Here is an 18295-nt window from a genome sequence, read left to right on the forward strand (position 1 = left end):
GCGTTAAAACCTAGCTGTGATGGGCTAGTAGTGAACACGCTTTTCTACAACGCGAAACTGGATAAATGTAAGAGTGAGTACCAGTAGTAACAACACAACAGACTGTGCAGAGCTGCCGCCTAAATCTGCGCCAACAAAACCGTCTCGATACACCTTGTACACCAACGACGTTGTGCCGCCACCCGGGCCGCCATTGGTCATGGTGTCGATTACGCCAAAGGTTTCAAAGAACGAGTAGGTGAGGTTGATGACCAACAGAAAGAAGCCAGTAGGGGCCAGTAGTGGGAAAGTGATGGTCCAGAAACGTTTCGAGTCACTGATACAATCCAACATCGCTGCTTCTTTTACGGCGTAAGAGATCGATTGAAGCCCCGCCAGAAAGTAGATGAAATTCACCGAAACCTGTTTCCACACGGACACCAAAATCAGAGCAAACGTGGCATCAACAGGATCGGTTTGGAAGCTGAAGTCCCAACCCACAACGGCAAATAACTCGGTAAATACACCAATGTGCGGGTTAAACAAGAAAGCACCTATAACGCCTGCTATCGCGGGTGCAACCGCATAAACCCAAGTGAGTGTGACTTTGTATACGCCTTGTCCGTGAATGATGTTGTCGGCTTTCACGGCAAGCAGCAGGGCCAAGGCAAGTGATAAGAAAGAGACCACAATCGCGAACATCAAAGTAAAGCCAATCGAGTTCAGGTACTCGCTCGATTCGAATAGCATTTGGTAATTCTCAAACCAGACGAATATAGATGAGGTGCCCCAAGGGTCTTCCAGCATAAATGAAAGGTAAACCGCCTTGGCTGCTGGGTAGATAAAGAAAACGGCAATGATGAGGATCTGAGGCGCCAAAAATAGGTAAGGCAGCGGAGAGTGAAAGAATTGCTGACGTCGTTCCACAGGGTAATCCCTAAAAATAGTTACAGTGGCCACTATTAGATTAGCGACCGTTACCACTAGCGCGATATCAAGGCATGCATCCAGTTGAGTTATCGTTGTTGGAGCAAGAAATGGCGCTAATGAAGAACCTCCTCACGCCTTGCCATTACGTTTTTAATAACGCAGTGACAAGTGGTGAGGAGCAATGAACGACTTTTGGTGTGTTAAGCCTTCAGTTCAGTTATCTGCTCTAGCTAAAAAGCAGAATTAGTTCATGGTTCGAGCGAAGCGTTTCAGTAGTTTGCTGCTCTCATCTTCGACCTTGTCTAGGCTGTTCTCGACACTAGAGCGGCCTGCGAAGATGTTATCGAACTCACGGTGCATCACTTCACGGATCTGCGGGTAATAACCTAGGCGGTAGCCTTTAGTCCACTCGCCCGATTTAAGGCTTAGCTGCTTAACGCCCACTTCTGCGTCTGGTTGTTCTTTGTAGTAACCAGACTCTTTCGCTAGTTCATATGCAGCGGTTGTTACAGGCACATAGCCAGTGGTTTTGTGCCAGTAAACCTGAGTTTCAGGCTTAGTCAGGTAGTCAAAGAATGCTGCCACACCTTTGTCTTGTTGTTGGTCATGGCCATTGAGTGCAAACAGAGCGGCACCACCAATGAAGGTTAAACCAGCATCTGGGTTAACTGATTTCCAGTATGGAAGGTAAGTTGTGCCTAATTCGAAAGGTACGCGGTTACGTAAACCACCGAATGAACCTGAAGAGCCCATCCACATTGCCACTTCTTGGCGCTCGAAAGGCGTTTGGTTCGCATCCCAATCGCTGCCGTAATACTTGTAGTAACCTAGATCTGACCACTCTTTCATCTTGCTAACGTGCATCATCATGTCTTTGGTGTTGAACATGATTTTAGTGGATAGGCCGTCGTAGCCGTTGTTCTGGTCAGACACTGGCAGGTTATGGCGAGACTTGAAGTTCTCGAACATGATCCATGGCGTTAGAGATTGAGAAAACGCAATATGGCCTTCTGCTTTCAACTTCTTGGCCACCACTTCTAACTCTTCATAAGTCTTAGGCGCGTCGGCACCTACTTCCGCAAGAAGGTCTTTGTTGTAGTAGAGAACTGGCGTCGAACTGTTGAAAGGCATACCAATCATCTTGCCTTGGCTGTCTGCATAGAAGTTACGAACGCCCGCTAGGTAGTCGTTCGAATTAAAGTTGTAGCCAGACTCAACCAGAATATCCTGTACCGGTTTGGCGACGCCTTTAGCGTTCATGATGGTTGCAGCACCGGCATCGAATACTTGTAGAATGTTAGGAGCTTCGCCTGCTCGATATGCTGCGATACCCGCTGTTAAGGTCTCTGTGTATGAACCTTTATAGATTGGCGTGATCTTGTAATCATCTTGTGACGCATTGAAGTCAGTCGCAATCTTATTGACGGTCTCTCCAAGTTGGCCGCCCATTGCGTGCCACCAAGTGACTTGAGTCGTTGCGAACGCTGGCATTGCCGCTGTTGCGGAAAGAACGCCTGCCAAAATTAGCTTATTCATCTTCGTTTCCTTTTGGATGAAATCGATGTAGAGGTATTGAATTAGAGTATTAACGAGACGGTAGGGGTGTCGTTTGAAGCTATCTTGAACAGGCCATATTTCACTTACGTGGCTAAACCGTTTCACTGATATGAAAGATTCGTTTCGATTTTATTTAAGAGAAAAGTTATTGATGGTTTTGATGTTGAACATGTTTGGTTTTTAAGACGTTTTATTGGATAACTGTTGTTCAATAAAAAAGCCTCTCGATGGAGAGGCTTAGAAGAAGGTTCGATGTGGATACAGTTTTAGTGCGCGATGTCCAATTGGTTGTCTTTCACGCCGTTAATACGGAACCAACCCGCGATACTGAATCGCTCTGTGTTGGTTGGCAGTACCTCGTGTGGGAACTGTTCAGACAAAAATACCAACAGTCGACCACCCTTTGGTGGAATGGTCGCGATGTGGTTGTCTTTTAGATCGTAAACCACGAGCTCCCCTGCGTCTTCCTCAGACCATTCGTCATTCATGTAGAATACTGTGGTCAGGCGGCGGTTTTCGTTGCCTTTGAAGCAGTCTAAGTGCTTCTGGTAAAAGTCACCTTTTTCGTATTTAGCAAAGTGCGCTTCGTATTCGAACAGACCTAAAAAGAACGCTTGGTTTGCCTCTAAACGAATTTGTTCCATTTTGTCTAGGAACAGAGATGCTGGTTCGCCCATATCACGGCGTACCCACTGAATTTTGTCACTACGAATCGTTGCTTCTCGTGCTACGTCATCGTTACGGCCGATCCTAGCCTTTTTCCAGTTCTCTGGAATGCAATCCCTCAATGCCACTACTTCTTCGTGAGTTAAGAAGTCATCCCAAACGAAATAACCTTGGGTAGAAAGAGCATCGATCAATTGGTTCATGTATAGCACTCAGACAATAAATTGGAGGCGCATATATAGTCCTAATAACTCAGGTCACCAAATCACATGTTTTGTCGTTACGATAAATGGTGTTGGCAGCTTGAATCGCAAGGCCTATAGAGCAAGGTTTACGGCAATGTTGGCATTCGATAATGCTGAAAATTATCGGATGAAATTGATGCTCATTTTTGTAATGTGTCTTCATTGTTCTGAGTTTAATTGGATTTGAGTAACATTGGATTTGAGTAATTTAGTGGATACAAATGGAAATCTAGATTCGAGCTTTCTATCTGGTTTTAGATTGTTGTTTTTAACAAAATGATCACAATTGAAGGTGAGTTTGCTATTGTGTAGGTCTGACCAGTTGTTTTATCACAAGGAGCGGTTTTGCAGCTGCATACCATCAAAGGCTATATCCAAGACATGTATCTCGTAGAGTACCCTGACAGGTTGTTGTTACTTGATGGTGCGTGCCGAGCCGACATCCCGCATCTTAAAGTTTTCATTGAAGATGATCTTGGCCGTGAATTTAGCGACCTACACACAGTGGTTGTTACGCACATGCATCCAGACCACGCAGGGGCAGCGCACAAACTCAGAAAGCTCACGAATTGTAATTTGGTTGCAGCAAATCGAGATAAGGATTGGTACCACGGCATCGATGGCATATTGATGCATTTGACCGATTTGGCATTAGCACGGTGGATGGCGAACCGATTGGGCAAGCCCAAAGCAAACCTATGGTATTCAAGAAAGTTGAAGCCGGACTACAAGCTGTCGGATGGTGATAGCATTCCTGGCTTTGATGATTGGTTGGTTCTGGAAACGCCGGGCCATACCGACAGAGATCTCTCTGTCTATTGCCCATCACACAGCGTTGCTTATGTGGCGGACTTGATGGTCGAGGTTAAGAAGAAACTGATTCCTCCGTTTCCTATCTTTCATCCCAATAAGTATCGAGCGTCGGTATCTCGTATCTATGACATGCAGCTCGACACCTTGCTGGTGGCGCATGGGGGACAAGTGAATTTGAGTGAGCAAGCGTTTGAACACCTGTTGATGAGTGCGCCAAGAAGGCCAGTGACACATTGGCGAGTGACTAAAATCAAACTCAAAGGTTTGGTTAAATCTGTTTGGCGATTTGGGTTTAAAGATAAAAAAAATCGCCATAAATAATAAAGGCCAGTCTTAAAGACTGGCCTTTATTATTGCGCGTTGTTGACTCACTATTTGAGCTGTGGAGCAGTTCAATTAGTGAGAAATTAGAAATTCACCCGCTGGGTCAACAATCACTTTGTCACTCATGCCTTGACGACCAAGCAGCATCATATAAGTCATATCTTGACGGTTGCTCAGTGTGATATCGATAGGCCATTCCTGACCACCAATTTTTAGCATGGTTTCAATCACACAACGGTGTTCAACTTCGCCGTTCGATGACTTGATTCTTTTACTTGTTTTCAGCTTCGCCTTGCAGCGCACTGTTTCTTCTAAGTGGTAAACGTCTGGGTGAAGATCGAACTCAACGAAGTTTTCACCATCTGTTTTTACACATAGTAGATTGTCTACGTGTAGAGAAGAGGTTTGAGCCCCTGTATCAACACGCGTATGTAGTCCAGTTATCCCTAACTCTGGTAAGCAAAGTGCTTCTGTATTCCCTATGATCATTTTATCGTTCATGTTTTTTCCAATCATGAGTAAACGGCGTTTAATCAGCCTTTGCCACGAGTACGGTTAGCGTTTGGTTTTGCATTTTTCTCGATAAATCCGAAAATCATGTCTGCTACATCTTTACCTGTCGCTTTCTCTATACCTTCTAGGCCTGGAGAAGAGTTCACTTCCATTACAACAGGGCCATTCTTAGATTGTAGAATATCGACACCACATAGGTTTAACCCCATGATTTTAGCTGCATTGATCGCTGTAGCGCGCTCTTCTTTGGTTAGTTTAACCAATTGAGCTGTACCGCCACGGTGCAGGTTAGAGCGGAATTCACCCTCACCAGCTTGACGTTTCATTGCTGCAATAACCTTGTTACCCACAACAAAACAACGGATGTCTGCGCCATTAGCTTCTTCAATGAACTCTTGAACCAAGATGTTCGCTTTTAGGCCCATGAATGCTTCGATAACGCTTTCAGCTGCTTTGTTTGTTTCTGCTAGAACAACACCGATACCTTGAGTGCCTTCAAGAAGCTTGATAACCAGTGGCGCGCCACCTACGTTTTTGATCAAGTCTTGAATCTTGTCTGGGCGGCTAGCGAAACCTGTTTTTGGTAAGCCAATACCTTTACGAGATAACAGTTGTAGTGAGCGCAGTTTGTCGCGAGAACGACTGATTGCTACTGACTCATTGATACAAAAAGTGCCCATCATTTCGAATTGGCGAACAACCGCAGTGCCGTAAAAGGTAATGGAAGCGCCAATACGTGGAATAACAGCATCGTATTGAGGTAGCTCTTCACCCATGTAGCGAATCTTCGGATTGTTACTCGCGATATCTATATCACAGTGCAGCGTGTCGATAACATCGACCTGGTGACCACGAGCTTCTCCAGCCGCTTTTAAGCGAGAAGTAGAGTATAGGTTTTCGTTGCGAGAAAGAATTGCGATACGCATGGCGTTTCCTTAGTTAATACCTGATTGGTAACTGCAAATAAATGAGTTGTTAGCTGAGCTTTCAGTTTTTCTGAGGCTCTTTGCTTGCTTCGGGGCGAACCTTAAGGCTTTTCGTTTAACTAAGAAAACGAATTAAATTTGTCGAGTCGACAACGGAAATTTATCGAATGTGTGAGCGATTGGTACAACTAGGTTGAGAGGGAGTTTGGAATGGAAAAGCGAGTTGAGACCTAACTCATATTGGGGGTAGGAGCCTATTAGGTTGTACTCAACTCGCGTTAACTCGGTGCTTAAAAGTGTACTAATAACGCCAGTTACATAGCTCTATAAGTGTTCGTAGTGCTTCTCTTTCGAGCTTGCTACAGGTGCTTTTTAGCTTATTAAGATAGTATTTTCTCATGATGATTACTTCTCTTGTATTAGGCTTTGGTGGGAGCTCAAAGTTCCTTGTTGACCCATTAATTATGGTTACTTAATAGGAAGTAATAAACAGATAGGTTTTTACTAAGTTGTTCCTGTTTTTGTCTTTTATCGCTACTTTTTGACTGATGTGTTTTATAATGGGCTTAATCAGGAAGGGTTGTTTCTAAAAAGGTTCATTATTTGTCTGATCTAAACATGATGCGTTACTACACAAGGCTGGATTCGTTTGAGCCTAATCTTTCACACTCGGTGACCTTAACCGAGGTCGCAGACAAGCTGTTCACCAGTTTACGCCATGCACGAACTTTGTTAGGCAAGATGCATCAGGCTGAATGGGTAATTTGGGAGCCAAAAGTCGGTAGGAATCAACGTTCAAATTTGACTTTGCGCTTTAGTAATCAACAGCTGACTCAACACGTTGCCGGTAAACTGATAGAGCAGGGCAAATACGAAAAAGCACTCTCAATTCTAGACAATGACCGCGCTGTATTTGGTTCTCTCCTCCAAGAAACCTCTGGCGCGACGATGCGTGAAGGGCTGCTGCACGTTCAATTAACCTATAAACGTAAGTTTGAAGACTTGTTCCCGCATCATATTCACCGCAGTAGCGAACGCTTTTTGATCAGGCAAGTGTTCAGTTGCCTCGTCACTTGTAATGGCAAGGGCAAGTTGAAGCCTGAACTGGCGCACCATTGGGAATATGATGCTGAAAAATTAGTTTGGACCTTCTATTTGCGCCCCGGCTTAACCTTTCACGATGGCCAACCCGTTGACGCCAAGCAGCTCGTGTCGTTGTTTACCGCCTTACAACCGCTACCTTTCTATCAGACAGAGTTAGCCCATGTAGCTTCGGTTTACAGTGAACAGCCGTTAAGGATCAGCTTTCAATTGACCAAAGCCGACACCGGCTTCGCGGGCTTATTGGCTGGCGTTAAGTATTCGATTCAACCTGCTGCGCAAGTGACTCGTGAGCCATCGCCCTTAAATTCGGTGTCTCATGCCGTGATTGGAACCGGCCCATTTAAAGTGGTTGAGGTTAATAACGAACGTATCAAACTTGCCGCGTTCGAACATTATTACGGGTGTCGTTCCCTGACGGATGAAGTGACGATTTGGCAATTCGAAGAGTCGATGACGGGCAGTGCTCGCTTTGATGACAGCCAAATGCAGGTGTCACCTTATGAAGATTCGTCTTGTTTTCATCAACTCGGAAAAAGCGATACGGAGCTTGTTTCTGCAGACACAGATGGCCTTCGTAGCCGAGTCGAGGATGGATGCCTGTTTATCCTATTTAATCAGAATTCAGCTGCAACTCCGCTTAATAATGAGCAGCGAAAATACCTTTCAGAACTGACCAACCCACAAGCGATTTTATCTCAGTTGGAAAAAAATAAGGGTTTGTTCAGTGTCTCTTTAGCTCAAAACATACTGCCAAGTTGGCAAAAATTGTATCGAACGCCTTCGAAAGAAGCACAATTACCGAAAAAGATGAGTATTGCAGTTTATGACTATTATGCGTTGTACCGATGTGCCATCTGCGTTTCAGACATATTGAAACGATATGGTGTGGAAGTTGAGGTGAACACCTACAGTTTTCGAGAATTGGCGCAGCTCTCTCAGAGTGGTGAGTTAAAGGAGGATCTGGTGTTGTGTAACCTGAATCTCGATGATAATGCCCCGTCTTCGCTGTTTTCGTGGATGATGAATGATCCTGTTTTGCACTCTGCACTCGGAGAGATGAACAGTGATTGGCTCAAGCAGCGCTTGGATAGTCATAAAGCATCCGTTGAACTGCCTAATTACTTGGCAGAGTTGGAGCCCGTTGCATCCACGTTGATTTCTGATTATTGGTTAGTGCCTATGTTCCATCACCTACAAACAGTTCGTTTCCAAGGCATTTTGAAAAACGTGGCCATCACAAACTGGGGATGGCCAGATTTCAAGAATGTATGGTCTGCTGATTAACCTTTCTTACTAACTAAATAACTAAGTTAGCTCGTTTTCAAAGTCGGTTTCTCCAAAATCGACTTTGGCATGCTCACGTCTAGGTAAATTAAAAAATTACACTTGCTGGTTTACTTTTTGGTTTTGATATGTAAACTGAACGGTGTAGTTTATGTGTTGGGTCTATCCCAACCGATGAAGAGATACCAATGAAAAAATATCTATTACCGATTTTAGGAGTACTTGCCGTGGTCGCTATCGTAAGCACAGGTTCACAATCAAACGACAATCTAGATAAGTTTCCAAAGAAGTTTGCTAACAGTGAGTTGGAATACAAATCGGGTATGTCTGATATTTTTTCAATCTTGAAAGCATACGTGACTGTGGAAAGAAACGAGCCAGTGCCGCGCACTGCATTGCCTTTGATTCCAATGACAGCTGAGCAATTGATCGAAGAGCAAGATGATGTTGCTTATCGCTTGGGTCATTCCAGTGTGATGATGAAGCTGGATGGCAAGTTAGTGATGACTGACCCTGTGTTCAGTGATCGTGCATCACCAGTTCAGTGGATGGGACCAAAGCGTTTTCATCCAACACCAATTACGCTGCAAGAGCTACCCGATATTGATGTGGTGGTGATCAGCCACGATCACTACGACCATTTAGACAAAGGCGCGGTTAAGGTATTAGCCGATAAAGTAGGTACGTTTTTGGTGCCACTCAGAGTCGGTGCGCTACTGGAAAAGTGGGGCGTGGATAAAGCAAAGATCATCGAGCTGAGCTGGTGGGAATCAGCGACAGCTGCCGACATCGAATTTACTTTGACTCCAACACAGCACTTCTCTGGCCGTGGCTTACTTGATCGTGACCAAACACTGTGGGGCAGTTGGGTTATTAACGCTTCCGACAAAAAAGTCTTCTTTAGCGGTGACTCCGGTTACTTCAGCGGCTTTAAAGAGATTGGCGACCGCTTCGGGCCGTTTGATTTAACCATGGTTGAAACGGGCGCGTATAACTCTCTTTGGGCGGATATTCATATGTTCCCAGAGCAGAGCGTTCAGGCCCACATTGACCTGCAAGGTAAGGTGATGATGCCAATCCACAACAGTACCTTCGACCTTTCTATGCACGATTGGCAAGATCCAATGGAACAAGCTCTGGCGATTAGCAAAGAGCGAGATGTGCAAATGGTAAGCCCTGTGATGGGTGAACGTTTGGTGATCTCAGAGCCCGTACCTGTTCAGGCATGGTGGAAACTGGCATCGAATAATTAGAACGGACATCTAATTAACACTCTCATCTAAGTTAGAAGTAGTCATGCTGCTAATCTATATAAAGCCAGTTGATACAAAAAACGCCACCGAACATTCGATTCGGTGGCGTTTTTTCGTTTTATTTTGAAGATCAGCTTTCTAAGTTCTGCGCCATTTTCTTCGCAATTTTTCTGAATTGTTCTAACTCGTCTTCGGCCATGCCTTTGGTCATTCTCTTCAGCATGTCTCGATCGATATCCGAGACCTTACTCATGATCTCTTGACCCTTATCAGTCAGAACCAATAACTGGCTGCGCTTGTCTTCCGGGTTCGGAGACTTCTTCACAAGTTCCTGATTGATCAAGGCATTAATGAGCCGAGTGACCTGTGCTTTATCACGATCTAGGAAGTGTGCGATATCGATAGCGGTACATGGAGACTTCTTGGTAATGATCTTCATGACACGAATGTTCATAGGTGCGATCTCTGAGTCTAAGCTCTCAATCTGTTCGCTCATTTGACGTTTCAAAGAGTGCACTAAACGAAAGATAGACTCTAGCGATGTGTTATCAGACATAAACGATCCTTAGAAATATAGTTGACATTGTCAACTACTGTATTTATAGTTGACATTATCAACTTAATTGTTCGTAAATTCAAGACAGGAAATAGATATGACGATTCAAGCAACTCTAACGCCAACTCTTCCTGAGCAAAAAGGCACACCGGTTTTATACAAAATTTTGGTCATGATGAGCTTAATGCTAACGATTGGCGGCAGTTTAACGGCCGTGATGACTTACATGAATGTCGGATTCGGTGAGGCATTTATTGGCAACTGGCTTTCTTCATTAGCCCTTGTTGTCGTGATCATGATGCCAATGGGCGCGGTGATGATGGCTTTAGTCACCAAAGCCGTTGCTAGAGTGTTCACAACTTATGGCGAGAAAGTACGCAACCTGATCGTGGGACTGATCATGGCTTTTATCATGGAGTCCATCATGGCATTTGTAACAGCTGCAAATAATATTGGATTTTCGGATACATCGGCGTTTACCAGTGGATGGTTTAATGGATTTATTGCCGCGCTTCCTGTTGGCCTTACGATCATGGTCGTAATGTCGATGACGGTTAAACCTAAGCTTGAACGATTCATGAAGAGCTAGCCAAAACATTTCACAGCATTGTAGGAGATCCACATGACAGCATTTACAGGTAAACACAATAACTACCGCATCACTATTGAAGAAGTGAGCGTTAAAGAAGACCGTGAACTTCAAACCATGCAGTTTGAAATTGAAGACAGAGAAAACATGTTCGCGATTGTTGAGAAGATCAAACAAGACAGCGGCTTAGACGAGCAATCTGCAGCGCGACTCGGGGTGAGCATCCGCTTACTTGGCCCAATGATGATGCAAGATAGAAAGCACCCTCTGTTTGTTGATTTCATGCCTCACTTCAGAAACTTCATGCAGAATCTGAAGAAGACATTGAAAGGGCAGTAAAGCCTAATCATCAGTAATACATCGAAAAGCCAGTAACCAACTTACTGGCTTTATTTACATTTAAATCAAAATAGTTTCAGTTGTTTGCGTCTAGAATATGCGAAAATTGAGGACTAAATTTTCGGTGTTGCACCGTTGTTTAATTGTCTATTCAAGCTTTAAGAAATCCGATATTATACTGGTCATAAAACTAAAGGTGGTATTATATGACAAATGTATTTAAGCAAGCAGCTGAAGAACTGTTGAGTCGTCGCGTTGCAGGCACCAAAGCACCAAGATTGGACGAACAGTACCGTCCGAATAACTTGGAAGATGCGCTAAAGATCCAATCATCAATGATCGATTTGAAAAGCGATAAAGTCGGTGGTTGGAAGTGTTTGCTTCCTTTAGCTGAAGACAAGTTCATTGTTGCGCCTATCTTTTCGGGTAGTGTTCAACAAGGCGAGGTTTGCGAACTGTTTGCTGACAACGACGTAGTACGTGTTGAGCCTGAAATTGCATTTACTCTTGCTAAGAGCTTGCCTGCAAGCCAAGAAGGTTATAGCGAAGAGCAAATCAACGAAGCGATTGGCTCTTGCCATATGGCACTTGAGTTAATGCAATCTCGTTTTGCGGATGACAGCGGCGCTGAGTTCTATGAAAAGCTTGCTGATGGCCTAGTGAACCAAGGTCTGTTCATTGGCCCTGAGATTGACCGCGAAAAAGCGTTCACTTCTGCTGAGATCAACATTGAAGTGACCCAAGGCGTACAAGTTCAAGCATTCGATGGTAAGCACCCAAATACATTACCGCCAAGCCCAATCTATTGGCTGATTAACACCATGACTCGTCGTGGTGTTGATTTCCAAGCTGGTGAAGCCATTATCACGGGCTCTTACTGCGGTATCGTAGAAATGGGATTCGATAAGCCAACGACCTTCCACTACGAAGGCATTGGTGAATACCAAGTAACGTTCCAACAAAAACGCTAACTTAGCAAAAGCCTTAAGTAAGCAAAAAGCTAGCTTCTGCGTAAACGCTATCTGTTCTCGAAAAGCAATCTGTTCTCAAAAGGCTATTTACTGGTGAGTAAATAGCCTTTTCTATTATGTGATGTTCAATGGTGTGCTTATTACTTTGCATTAAATTGGGCGTTTAGACGTCTAGACGTTGACAAGCTCTAAGTGTGACATTAGTCTGCTCATCTTCCTGTTCTATTGCGTTGATGTTCCATGTCCAATTCAAAAAATTCTAATGCGGTAATTGCCCCTTCGGCAGTTGCGCTTATCCCTCTGATCGTGTTCCTATCGTTGTTTATTGGCGTAGGTACGTACTTGTCACTGCAGGGCGTCGATTTTGCTTTCTATCAGCTTCCAGCTCCAATTGCGGCTCTGCCTGCCGTGATGTTAGCGCTGCTATTGAGCAAGGATAAATTGAACCGTGCGATCGAGCAGTTCTTAGGTGGCGTGGGTCACAAAGACATTATCGCAATGTGTATGATCTACCTATTGGCGGGTGCTTTTGCGGCTGTAGCTAAAGCGTCTGGCGGCGTAGACGCGACGGTAAATCTTGGTCTATCTGCGATTCCGACAAGCATGATCCTGCCGGGTATCTTCCTAATTTCAGCTTTCATCGCGACGGCAATGGGCACCTCTATGGGTACTATCGCTGCGGTTGCCCCTGTTGCGCTAGGTATTGCTGACTCAGCTGGCATGAGCATTCCACTGACGGCTGGTGTTGTTTTAAGTGGCGCGATGTTTGGTGACAACCTTTCTATCATCTCTGATACCACGATTGCCGCGACACGCTCGCAAGGCTGTGAGATGAGAGACAAGTTTAAAGAGAACATCCGCATTGCACTGCCTGCTGCTCTTATCGCGATTGTTATCTTTGCTTTCAACAGCACGGCAACTCAGGTTCCTGAAACAGGTCCAATCGAGTGGCTAAAAGTCCTTCCGTACATCACTATCTTGATTCTTGCGGTATCGGGCATGAATGTCTTTGTCGTGTTGACGATTGGTATCTTGCTGGCGGGTGGCGTGAGCCTAGGTTCTGTTGAGAACTACGGTATGACTGATTACGCTCAAGATATCTATGCAGGCTTCGGCAACATGCAAGAGATCTTCTTACTGTCGATGCTGATTGGTGGTTTGAGTGAGCTAATGCGTCGTCAAGGTGGATTGGCGTTTCTGACTAACTTGGTAAGTGGTGTGATTCGTGCGTTTGGCTCTTCTCACTCTAAGCAAGCGAATGGCCGCGCAAGTGAGCTAGGCATTGCAGGCTTGGTATCAATGGTGAACCTATGTACGGCAAACAACACGGTCGCAATCATTGTGTCTGGTAGTGTTGCTCGTCAATTAGCTGAAGAAAACGATGTATCTCCACGTCGCTCTGCAAGCTTGTTGGATATCTTTTCGTGTGTGATTCAAGGCGTATTGCCTTACGGTGCTCAGGTATTGCTATTGGGCTCTGTGTTTAACCTATCGCCTCTAGAGATCGTGTCTAACTCTTACTACTGTTTCGCACTTGCAATTGTGGCTGTGGTCGCTGTGTTTATTAAACACCCAGCGCGTCAAGTGGCTAACGCTTAATTAGAATAGATTTTAATGAGAAGGCGTCGTAATCGGCGCCTTTTTTGTGTCTGTTATTACTATGCAGTCTACAAAGGGTCACTGAGGAACTTACCCGGAGTGACCCGGAGTGACCCGAGGTCTAAGTCTTTATGCAGATAGAGGTTTCTCATCACAACATAGCCATATTTGAACAACCCTAATTCAGCTTCGTCGTCACAAACTCTTTGTTTCTAACCATCAGCCACATTAGGCCGCCAAGCGTACCGATGGATAATTGGATAAAGCCTAGGTTTTCAATCAGTGACTCAGGGCGTATTGAAACTAATACCATGCCAAGCGAACCACAAATCATGCTGAAAAACTGAATCAGTGCGACGGCAGAGCCTGTGTCATGATCTTGTTGATTCAACATTAAGTTGGTGCCCGGTACTCGCATGATGATCGCCATCAGTGTCGCCGGTGCAGCGATGAACATAAAGAACCAAGGGGACAGGTCACCAATGGTTAGGGTGAAGATGCCCGCTAGCGCCAACAAAGCAAAACATCCTGAGATGACCTTTTGAACCGGCATTCGGTAGGACAACTTCATGTAAATTGTTGGACCAAATGAGGCGCATAATGCATTGAATGCGAACGCGTAGCTAAACTGTTGTTCGGTCAATCCAAAGTGATCGATGTAGATATAAGAACCCGCCGCAAGAAAGCCCATCAACGCCATCGGTATGATAGAGAAAATGACCAGTAGCTTGAGGAACGAGCGGTTTTTCATGACCACGCCCATTCTTCCCCATGAACGGAACATGGAACCTTGGTATTTGGTTTCGAGCGTTTCTCGATAGCAGCAAGCTAATACTGACGCAAATGTACCAAAAATGGCGAGGGTGACGAACATCATTCGCCAAGACGCAATTTTCAGTAGAAAGGCACCAAATACAGGCGCAACCATTGGCGCGATGATCACCAGTGACATGATAGTCGCCATGATCTTTTCACGTTCTCGGCCATCATAAAGATCTTTGACAATGGCGGTAGCGATAACGGTGATAGCACTACCAGCAAAGGCCTGGAATACACGAGCACCAATTAACTGTTCGATGCTATTGGTCATCGCGCACAATATGCTCGCGACCATATAACCCGCTAATCCAATTAATAGGATCGGCTTACGACCGAATTTTTCGCTGAGTGGCCCCCAGAACAAAAGACCGATGGCGTAAGTAACGAAGTAGCTGCTCAGGGTTAGGTTGACCATGGATCGGTCAGTATTAAACACCTCGACCATCTGTGGAAGCGCAGGTAAGTAAAGGTCGATAGTCAATGGAGGGAAAGCACTTATTATGACGAGAAAAAATAGCATACCGGTCTTTCCCAGTACTGATTGTGGTCTCTTCAAGGTGGCTCTCCGTTGTCCAAAATAGGTTTTTAATTGGTGTGATATTGCTATACAGAAGGCTAAGGCACGTCAGACAAGAAGGATAGAGTCGTTCAAGAATATGGTGAAAGTAACGATGAACTTATCTCTATGAGTTCGAATCTATGAAGTCGGTCTGCGCACTGAATTGTATTACAAAACATTATTGCTTTTATAGCTAACGAGTTCAATCAGTTAGTAGCAGTGTAGCTTGTAATCGCCAGCGACACATTGTAATGATTATCGAGTTGGCTTGTTATCTTTTCTTTGGGCGTTTTTCGACTAAGCCGTTACGCTCTAAACCACGTCGAACGCTGCTGCATAGTTTACCAAAGCGGCGCAGTTCTTCGAAGTTAGGGCCTTGGCCAATGGAAATACTGTGCTCCCAATACATTAACTCGCTGTCGACCATCTCAAGTAGTTTCTTAGAGCAACCCGAGCAGTTTCCTTTTGGACCACAGATAAACGTCTCCGACTCGTAAAGTGGGAGTTCGTTTTTAACTTCTTCAATTAAGTTAAGCATTGCCGAGTTTAAGTCTGGTTTTTTGGATGTCAGTGGCTTCAAGCTTGGTGCTTGAGTCGCAATTAATGGGGAAGTCAGTTTGTTAGGTTGTAAATTCAAAGCAGCTGATGACATATCAAAGGCCTCAAGGAGAGAAGAAGGTGGGCATGCTACTCTTCACAACAAAGTGAATCTTGATGTAGTGCAATAAGCGTGGAGATTTACCCAAAAGAGGTAGGAGCCACAAGCGGTTGTGACTCCCTTAATTAAGACTCGTTATTAATGAGAGCTTTTAGAATTCAGCGTCGAACTGGAATTCCATCCACTCTTTGGTCACAGGGTGGTGCAGCGCAAGTCTTTCTGCGTGTAGGTGCAGTCGGTCGGCTTTATTGCCGTATAGGCCATCACCGACGATAGGCATGTTAAGGCCTTCTTCATGTGAACAGTGAACACGCAACTGGTGTGTACGCCCTGTTTTAGGGTGCAGGTAAACCTTAGTGGTTTGCTCGTTTCGCTCAATCACTTCCCATTTGGTTTCTGCAGGCTTGCCGTGTTCGAAGCAGACAATCTGACGAGGGCGGTCATACAAATCACCACGCAATGGCAGTCTAACATAGCCTTCATCGTCTGCTAGAACGCCTTCAATCATTGCCACGTATCGCTTCTCGACTTCACGAGTAATGAACTGCTTCTGCAAGCTCTTGTTCGCACGTCGTGTGAGAGCGAAAATTAGAATACCCGAGGTTGCCATGTCTAAGCGGTGAATTACAAATGGCCCTTCAACGTCGGGATGCATTTCTTGAACGCGTGTGTAGGCGGAATCTTTGATGGTTTTACCCGGCACGGATAGAAAACCTGCCGGCTTGTGTATTACAACGATGTGCTCATCTTGGAACAGAATATCCAGCTCTTTGCCTTCAGCAGGGTTCTCTAGCAATGGGTTGGGATCGACTTCTAGACCTTTCATCATATGGCCTAAAATCGGTACACACTTACTTTGGCAGGAGGCGTAGTATTTCTTGTGCTTTCGGATTTCCGATTTCGGTGAACGACCCCACCAAAATTCAGCCAATGCCAATGGTGTGTAACCATTCAGGTAGGCGTATTGCAGCAATTTAGGTGCAGCACATTCGCCCGAACCTGCTGGTGGTACTTTATTTGGGGTATCTTCAAAGATTTGGTTCAGATCTTCTGTGTCTCCCTCTGCATTTTTGAATGCGTATTTTGAAAACAGCTTGTGTTGAAGTCGATGAGAAAGCTGTGCTCTTTGCTCTTTTAGCTCAACCAGTTGAGTGGTGAACACTTCAACTTTGGCCTGCAGCACTTGCAGGGTCTGTTCCCAGTTGAGTTTTAGGTACTTCTGCTGGTTCTTGTCGGCAACACTGGCCTTGTTTAACTCATTGTTCAATTGCTCGAAGGCTTGCTCATCAAGGTTTTCTTTACCTTGTTCACGTTGTTCTTTACGCGTTTTTCGGCCTTCAATAATCAATAGACGTTGAGCTTCAATTTCTTGCTCAGCTTGCGTTTTTTGCTGCGCCAGTTGCTCGCACAACTCAAGGTATTCTGCGTTAGCTTGTAGTGCTTTGAATTTTGCATTCACAGCCATCATGTCGGCAGTATCTTGATGGAAAAAACTGTCGCTGCTTAGCATGTCAAATACTGGTGGCACAAAGTGGGGCAATAGGTTCTGGTCTGCGATTTTTCCGGAGAAAGCAGAAAAGTAACCAAGCTCACCTTCAGGGCTTTTAACCAGCAACACACCAAACATTTTGCCGCGACCTTCATCAGAATCCAGCCCGAAGTCGTGTTGCCAGTCGGTTTGTGTTTCTAGATGCTGTTGAAGCTGATGAGATGCGATTTCACACAGTGGGTGTGGTTCGTAGTAGAACGGGAATGTGAAACGCTCAGGCAACGAATATGACTCGATCGGCTGTTGAAAACGAGTGAAGCAATGCTCAGGTGTATGGCTGTTTTCTGAGTCGTGCGTTGGTTTTGATGAGTGCATAGTCGTATTAATACTTATATCGTGGTGATAAATGGTTGTGAGTCTACTGTGTATGTTTAGAGACTTTAAACACAGTACAAGGCGGCGATTCTACTCTTTATCGAAAAGCGCCTCAAATAAGAAATGGTTCTATTACTGGATAGCTAAGCGAGACGGTTAACACTGAACCCATGAGTCATAGCTTAAACTTCATTAATTGACGAGTAACTTCTCGTTTTTGGTCAGAGAAGGTAACTTCACATGCGAAGGGTGGTAGCCTTGCCGCCCTCTTGTTCAACCTAAGGTAACGTTATGATTCCACTCAATACTTCGATTGTATCTGGTGTCGCTATTTCAGAGATCGACGGACAAATGAAAATGCTACTAATGAAGCGTGTGAAGGGCGAATTTTGGTGCCATGTCGCAGGCTCGATTGAAGCGGGAGAAACAGGCTGGCAGGCTATCGTGCGCGAGTTTGAAGAAGAGACCCAAATTAAAGTGGAAGCTTTGTATAACGCGCAGTTTCTGGAGCAGTTTTACGAGGCGCACGTGAATGTGATTCAGCTAATCCCGGTCTTTGCAGTACTATGCCCGCCCAACCAAGCGGTTGAACTGAATGACGAGCATACCGAGTATCGTTGGTGCAATTTAGAAGAGGCAAAAGCGTTGGCACCATTCCCTAACCAACATGCCGTCTACGATCATATTTGGTCATATTTTGTCGATAAGCCAGTCAATCCGCTTTATCGAGTCAAATTGAGCTAGCGT

The 18295-nt window shown here is 44.9% G+C and carries 17 protein-coding genes; 8 read left to right on the plus strand and 9 right to left on the minus strand.

The genetic code is table 11. The features are described from left to right. Window positions 1-24: 24 nt before the first annotated feature. The 3 genes from AACR09_RS08025 to AACR09_RS08035 form a co-directional block, all read right to left on the minus strand. Window positions 25-906 carry an ABC transporter permease subunit gene (locus AACR09_RS08025; protein ID WP_029222195.1) on the minus strand — a complete coding sequence of 294 codons (882 nt, stop codon included), beginning with the start codon at window positions 904-906 and terminating at the stop codon, window positions 25-27. 246 nt (window positions 907-1152) lie between these two features. Beyond that, window positions 1153-2445 carry an extracellular solute-binding protein gene (locus tag AACR09_RS08030; protein WP_108223709.1) on the minus strand — a complete coding sequence of 431 codons (1293 nt, stop codon included), beginning with the start codon at window positions 2443-2445 and terminating at the stop codon, window positions 1153-1155. A gap of 287 nt (window positions 2446-2732) precedes the next feature. Next, window positions 2733-3335: a 2OG-Fe(II) oxygenase gene (locus AACR09_RS08035; protein WP_009846307.1), complete on the minus strand. Its 603-nt coding sequence runs from the start codon at window positions 3333-3335 to the stop codon at window positions 2733-2735. A 387-nt stretch (window positions 3336-3722) separates the two neighbouring features. Between AACR09_RS08035 and AACR09_RS08040 the strand changes: the two genes are divergently transcribed. Continuing rightward, entirely contained in the window at window positions 3723-4511 is a 789-nt protein-coding gene (locus AACR09_RS08040; RefSeq protein WP_009846309.1) for an MBL fold metallo-hydrolase, read from the plus strand. A 75-nt stretch (window positions 4512-4586) separates the two neighbouring features. On the opposite strand, the gene AACR09_RS08045 is transcribed toward AACR09_RS08040, so the two are convergent. Continuing rightward, window positions 4587-5015 (minus strand): ATP-dependent zinc protease family protein, encoded by a 429-nt coding sequence (locus AACR09_RS08045; RefSeq protein WP_193834691.1) that lies wholly within the window; start codon window positions 5013-5015, stop codon window positions 4587-4589. A 32-nt stretch (window positions 5016-5047) separates the two neighbouring features. Beyond that, on the minus strand, window positions 5048-5953 hold the full coding sequence (gene rimK, locus AACR09_RS08050; RefSeq protein WP_010428457.1) for a 30S ribosomal protein S6--L-glutamate ligase: 906 nt from the start codon (window positions 5951-5953) through the stop codon (window positions 5048-5050). 603 nt (window positions 5954-6556) lie between these two features. Here rimK and AACR09_RS08055 point away from each other — a divergent pair. Both AACR09_RS08055 and AACR09_RS08060 read left to right on the plus strand, forming a co-directional pair. After that, on the plus strand, window positions 6557-8341 hold the full coding sequence (locus AACR09_RS08055) for an SgrR family transcriptional regulator (protein WP_193834693.1): 1785 nt from the start codon (window positions 6557-6559) through the stop codon (window positions 8339-8341). A gap of 188 nt (window positions 8342-8529) precedes the next feature. After that, a complete protein-coding gene (locus tag AACR09_RS08060; protein ID WP_193834695.1) occupies window positions 8530-9594 on the plus strand; it encodes an MBL fold metallo-hydrolase in 1065 nt (354 codons plus the stop codon). A gap of 130 nt (window positions 9595-9724) precedes the next feature. Here the strand turns inward: AACR09_RS08060 and AACR09_RS08065 are convergent, their stop codons facing one another. Further along, complete coding sequence (locus AACR09_RS08065) at window positions 9725-10150, minus strand: MarR family winged helix-turn-helix transcriptional regulator (protein WP_017060573.1); 426 nt, start codon at window positions 10148-10150, stop codon at window positions 9725-9727. A 97-nt stretch (window positions 10151-10247) separates the two neighbouring features. Between AACR09_RS08065 and AACR09_RS08070 the strand changes: the two genes are divergently transcribed. The 4 genes from AACR09_RS08070 (at window position 10248) to AACR09_RS08085 (ending at window position 13648) form a co-directional block, all read left to right on the plus strand. Further along, the gene (locus AACR09_RS08070) at window positions 10248-10739 is read left to right on the plus strand and encodes a DUF2798 domain-containing protein (RefSeq protein WP_108092460.1); all 492 of its coding nucleotides are present in this window, start codon (window positions 10248-10250) and stop codon (window positions 10737-10739) included. A gap of 33 nt (window positions 10740-10772) precedes the next feature. Further along, complete coding sequence (locus AACR09_RS08075; protein WP_102575782.1) at window positions 10773-11078, plus strand: DUF3861 domain-containing protein; 306 nt, start codon at window positions 10773-10775, stop codon at window positions 11076-11078. A 206-nt stretch (window positions 11079-11284) separates the two neighbouring features. Beyond that, complete coding sequence (locus tag AACR09_RS08080) at window positions 11285-12049, plus strand: hydratase (RefSeq protein WP_193834697.1); 765 nt, start codon at window positions 11285-11287, stop codon at window positions 12047-12049. Between the two features lie 240 nt (window positions 12050-12289). Further along, window positions 12290-13648 carry a Na+/H+ antiporter NhaC family protein gene (locus AACR09_RS08085; RefSeq protein WP_193834699.1) on the plus strand — a complete coding sequence of 453 codons (1359 nt, stop codon included), beginning with the start codon at window positions 12290-12292 and terminating at the stop codon, window positions 13646-13648. A 178-nt stretch (window positions 13649-13826) separates the two neighbouring features. Here the strand turns inward: AACR09_RS08085 and AACR09_RS08090 are convergent, their stop codons facing one another. The 3 genes from AACR09_RS08090 to AACR09_RS08100 form a co-directional block, all read right to left on the minus strand. After that, window positions 13827-15023: a multidrug effflux MFS transporter gene (locus tag AACR09_RS08090; RefSeq protein ID WP_445329552.1), complete on the minus strand. Its 1197-nt coding sequence runs from the start codon at window positions 15021-15023 to the stop codon at window positions 13827-13829. Between the two features lie 274 nt (window positions 15024-15297). Continuing rightward, window positions 15298-15678 carry a hypothetical protein gene (locus tag AACR09_RS08095; RefSeq protein ID WP_017064884.1) on the minus strand — a complete coding sequence of 127 codons (381 nt, stop codon included), beginning with the start codon at window positions 15676-15678 and terminating at the stop codon, window positions 15298-15300. Window positions 15679-15835: 157 nt separating this feature from the next. After that, window positions 15836-17548, minus strand: coding sequence for an RluA family pseudouridine synthase (locus AACR09_RS08100; protein ID WP_193834703.1), 1713 nt, complete (start codon window positions 17546-17548; stop codon window positions 15836-15838). Between the two features lie 291 nt (window positions 17549-17839). Between AACR09_RS08100 and AACR09_RS08105 the strand changes: the two genes are divergently transcribed. Then, window positions 17840-18292, plus strand: a complete 453-nt coding sequence (locus AACR09_RS08105; protein ID WP_193834705.1) for an NUDIX hydrolase — start codon at window positions 17840-17842, stop codon at window positions 18290-18292. Window positions 18293-18295: the final 3 nt, after the last annotated feature.

It is taken from the genome of Vibrio sp. OPT20 (assembly GCF_963889365.1).
GTDB classification, from domain to species: Bacteria; Pseudomonadota; Gammaproteobacteria; order Enterobacterales; family Vibrionaceae; genus Vibrio; species Vibrio splendidus.

Bases quoted from the DNA above. Each gene is read 5' to 3' on its own strand.
- AACR09_RS08080 (WP_193834697.1), top strand. From the start codon at position 11,285: ATGACAAATGTATTTAAGCAAGCAGCTGAAGAACTGTTGAGTCGTCGC.
- AACR09_RS08105 (WP_193834705.1), top strand. From the start codon at position 17,840: ATGATTCCACTCAATACTTCGATTGTATCTGGTGTCGCTATTTCAGAG.
- AACR09_RS08060 (WP_193834695.1), top strand. From the start codon at position 8,530: ATGAAAAAATATCTATTACCGATTTTAGGAGTACTTGCCGTGGTCGCT.
- AACR09_RS08045 (WP_193834691.1), bottom strand. From the start codon at position 5,015: ATGAACGATAAAATGATCATAGGGAATACAGAAGCACTTTGCTTACCA.
- AACR09_RS08075 (WP_102575782.1), top strand. From the start codon at position 10,773: ATGACAGCATTTACAGGTAAACACAATAACTACCGCATCACTATTGAA.
- AACR09_RS08065 (WP_017060573.1), bottom strand. From the start codon at position 10,150: ATGTCTGATAACACATCGCTAGAGTCTATCTTTCGTTTAGTGCACTCT.
- AACR09_RS08100 (WP_193834703.1), bottom strand. From the start codon at position 17,548: ATGCACTCATCAAAACCAACGCACGACTCAGAAAACAGCCATACACCT.
- rimK (WP_010428457.1), bottom strand. From the start codon at position 5,953: ATGCGTATCGCAATTCTTTCTCGCAACGAAAACCTATACTCTACTTCT.
- AACR09_RS08085 (WP_193834699.1), top strand. From the start codon at position 12,290: ATGTCCAATTCAAAAAATTCTAATGCGGTAATTGCCCCTTCGGCAGTT.
- AACR09_RS08095 (WP_017064884.1), bottom strand. From the start codon at position 15,678: ATGTCATCAGCTGCTTTGAATTTACAACCTAACAAACTGACTTCCCCA.
- AACR09_RS08070 (WP_108092460.1), top strand. From the start codon at position 10,248: ATGACGATTCAAGCAACTCTAACGCCAACTCTTCCTGAGCAAAAAGGC.
- AACR09_RS08035 (WP_009846307.1), bottom strand. From the start codon at position 3,335: ATGAACCAATTGATCGATGCTCTTTCTACCCAAGGTTATTTCGTTTGG.
- AACR09_RS08030 (WP_108223709.1), bottom strand. From the start codon at position 2,445: ATGAATAAGCTAATTTTGGCAGGCGTTCTTTCCGCAACAGCGGCAATG.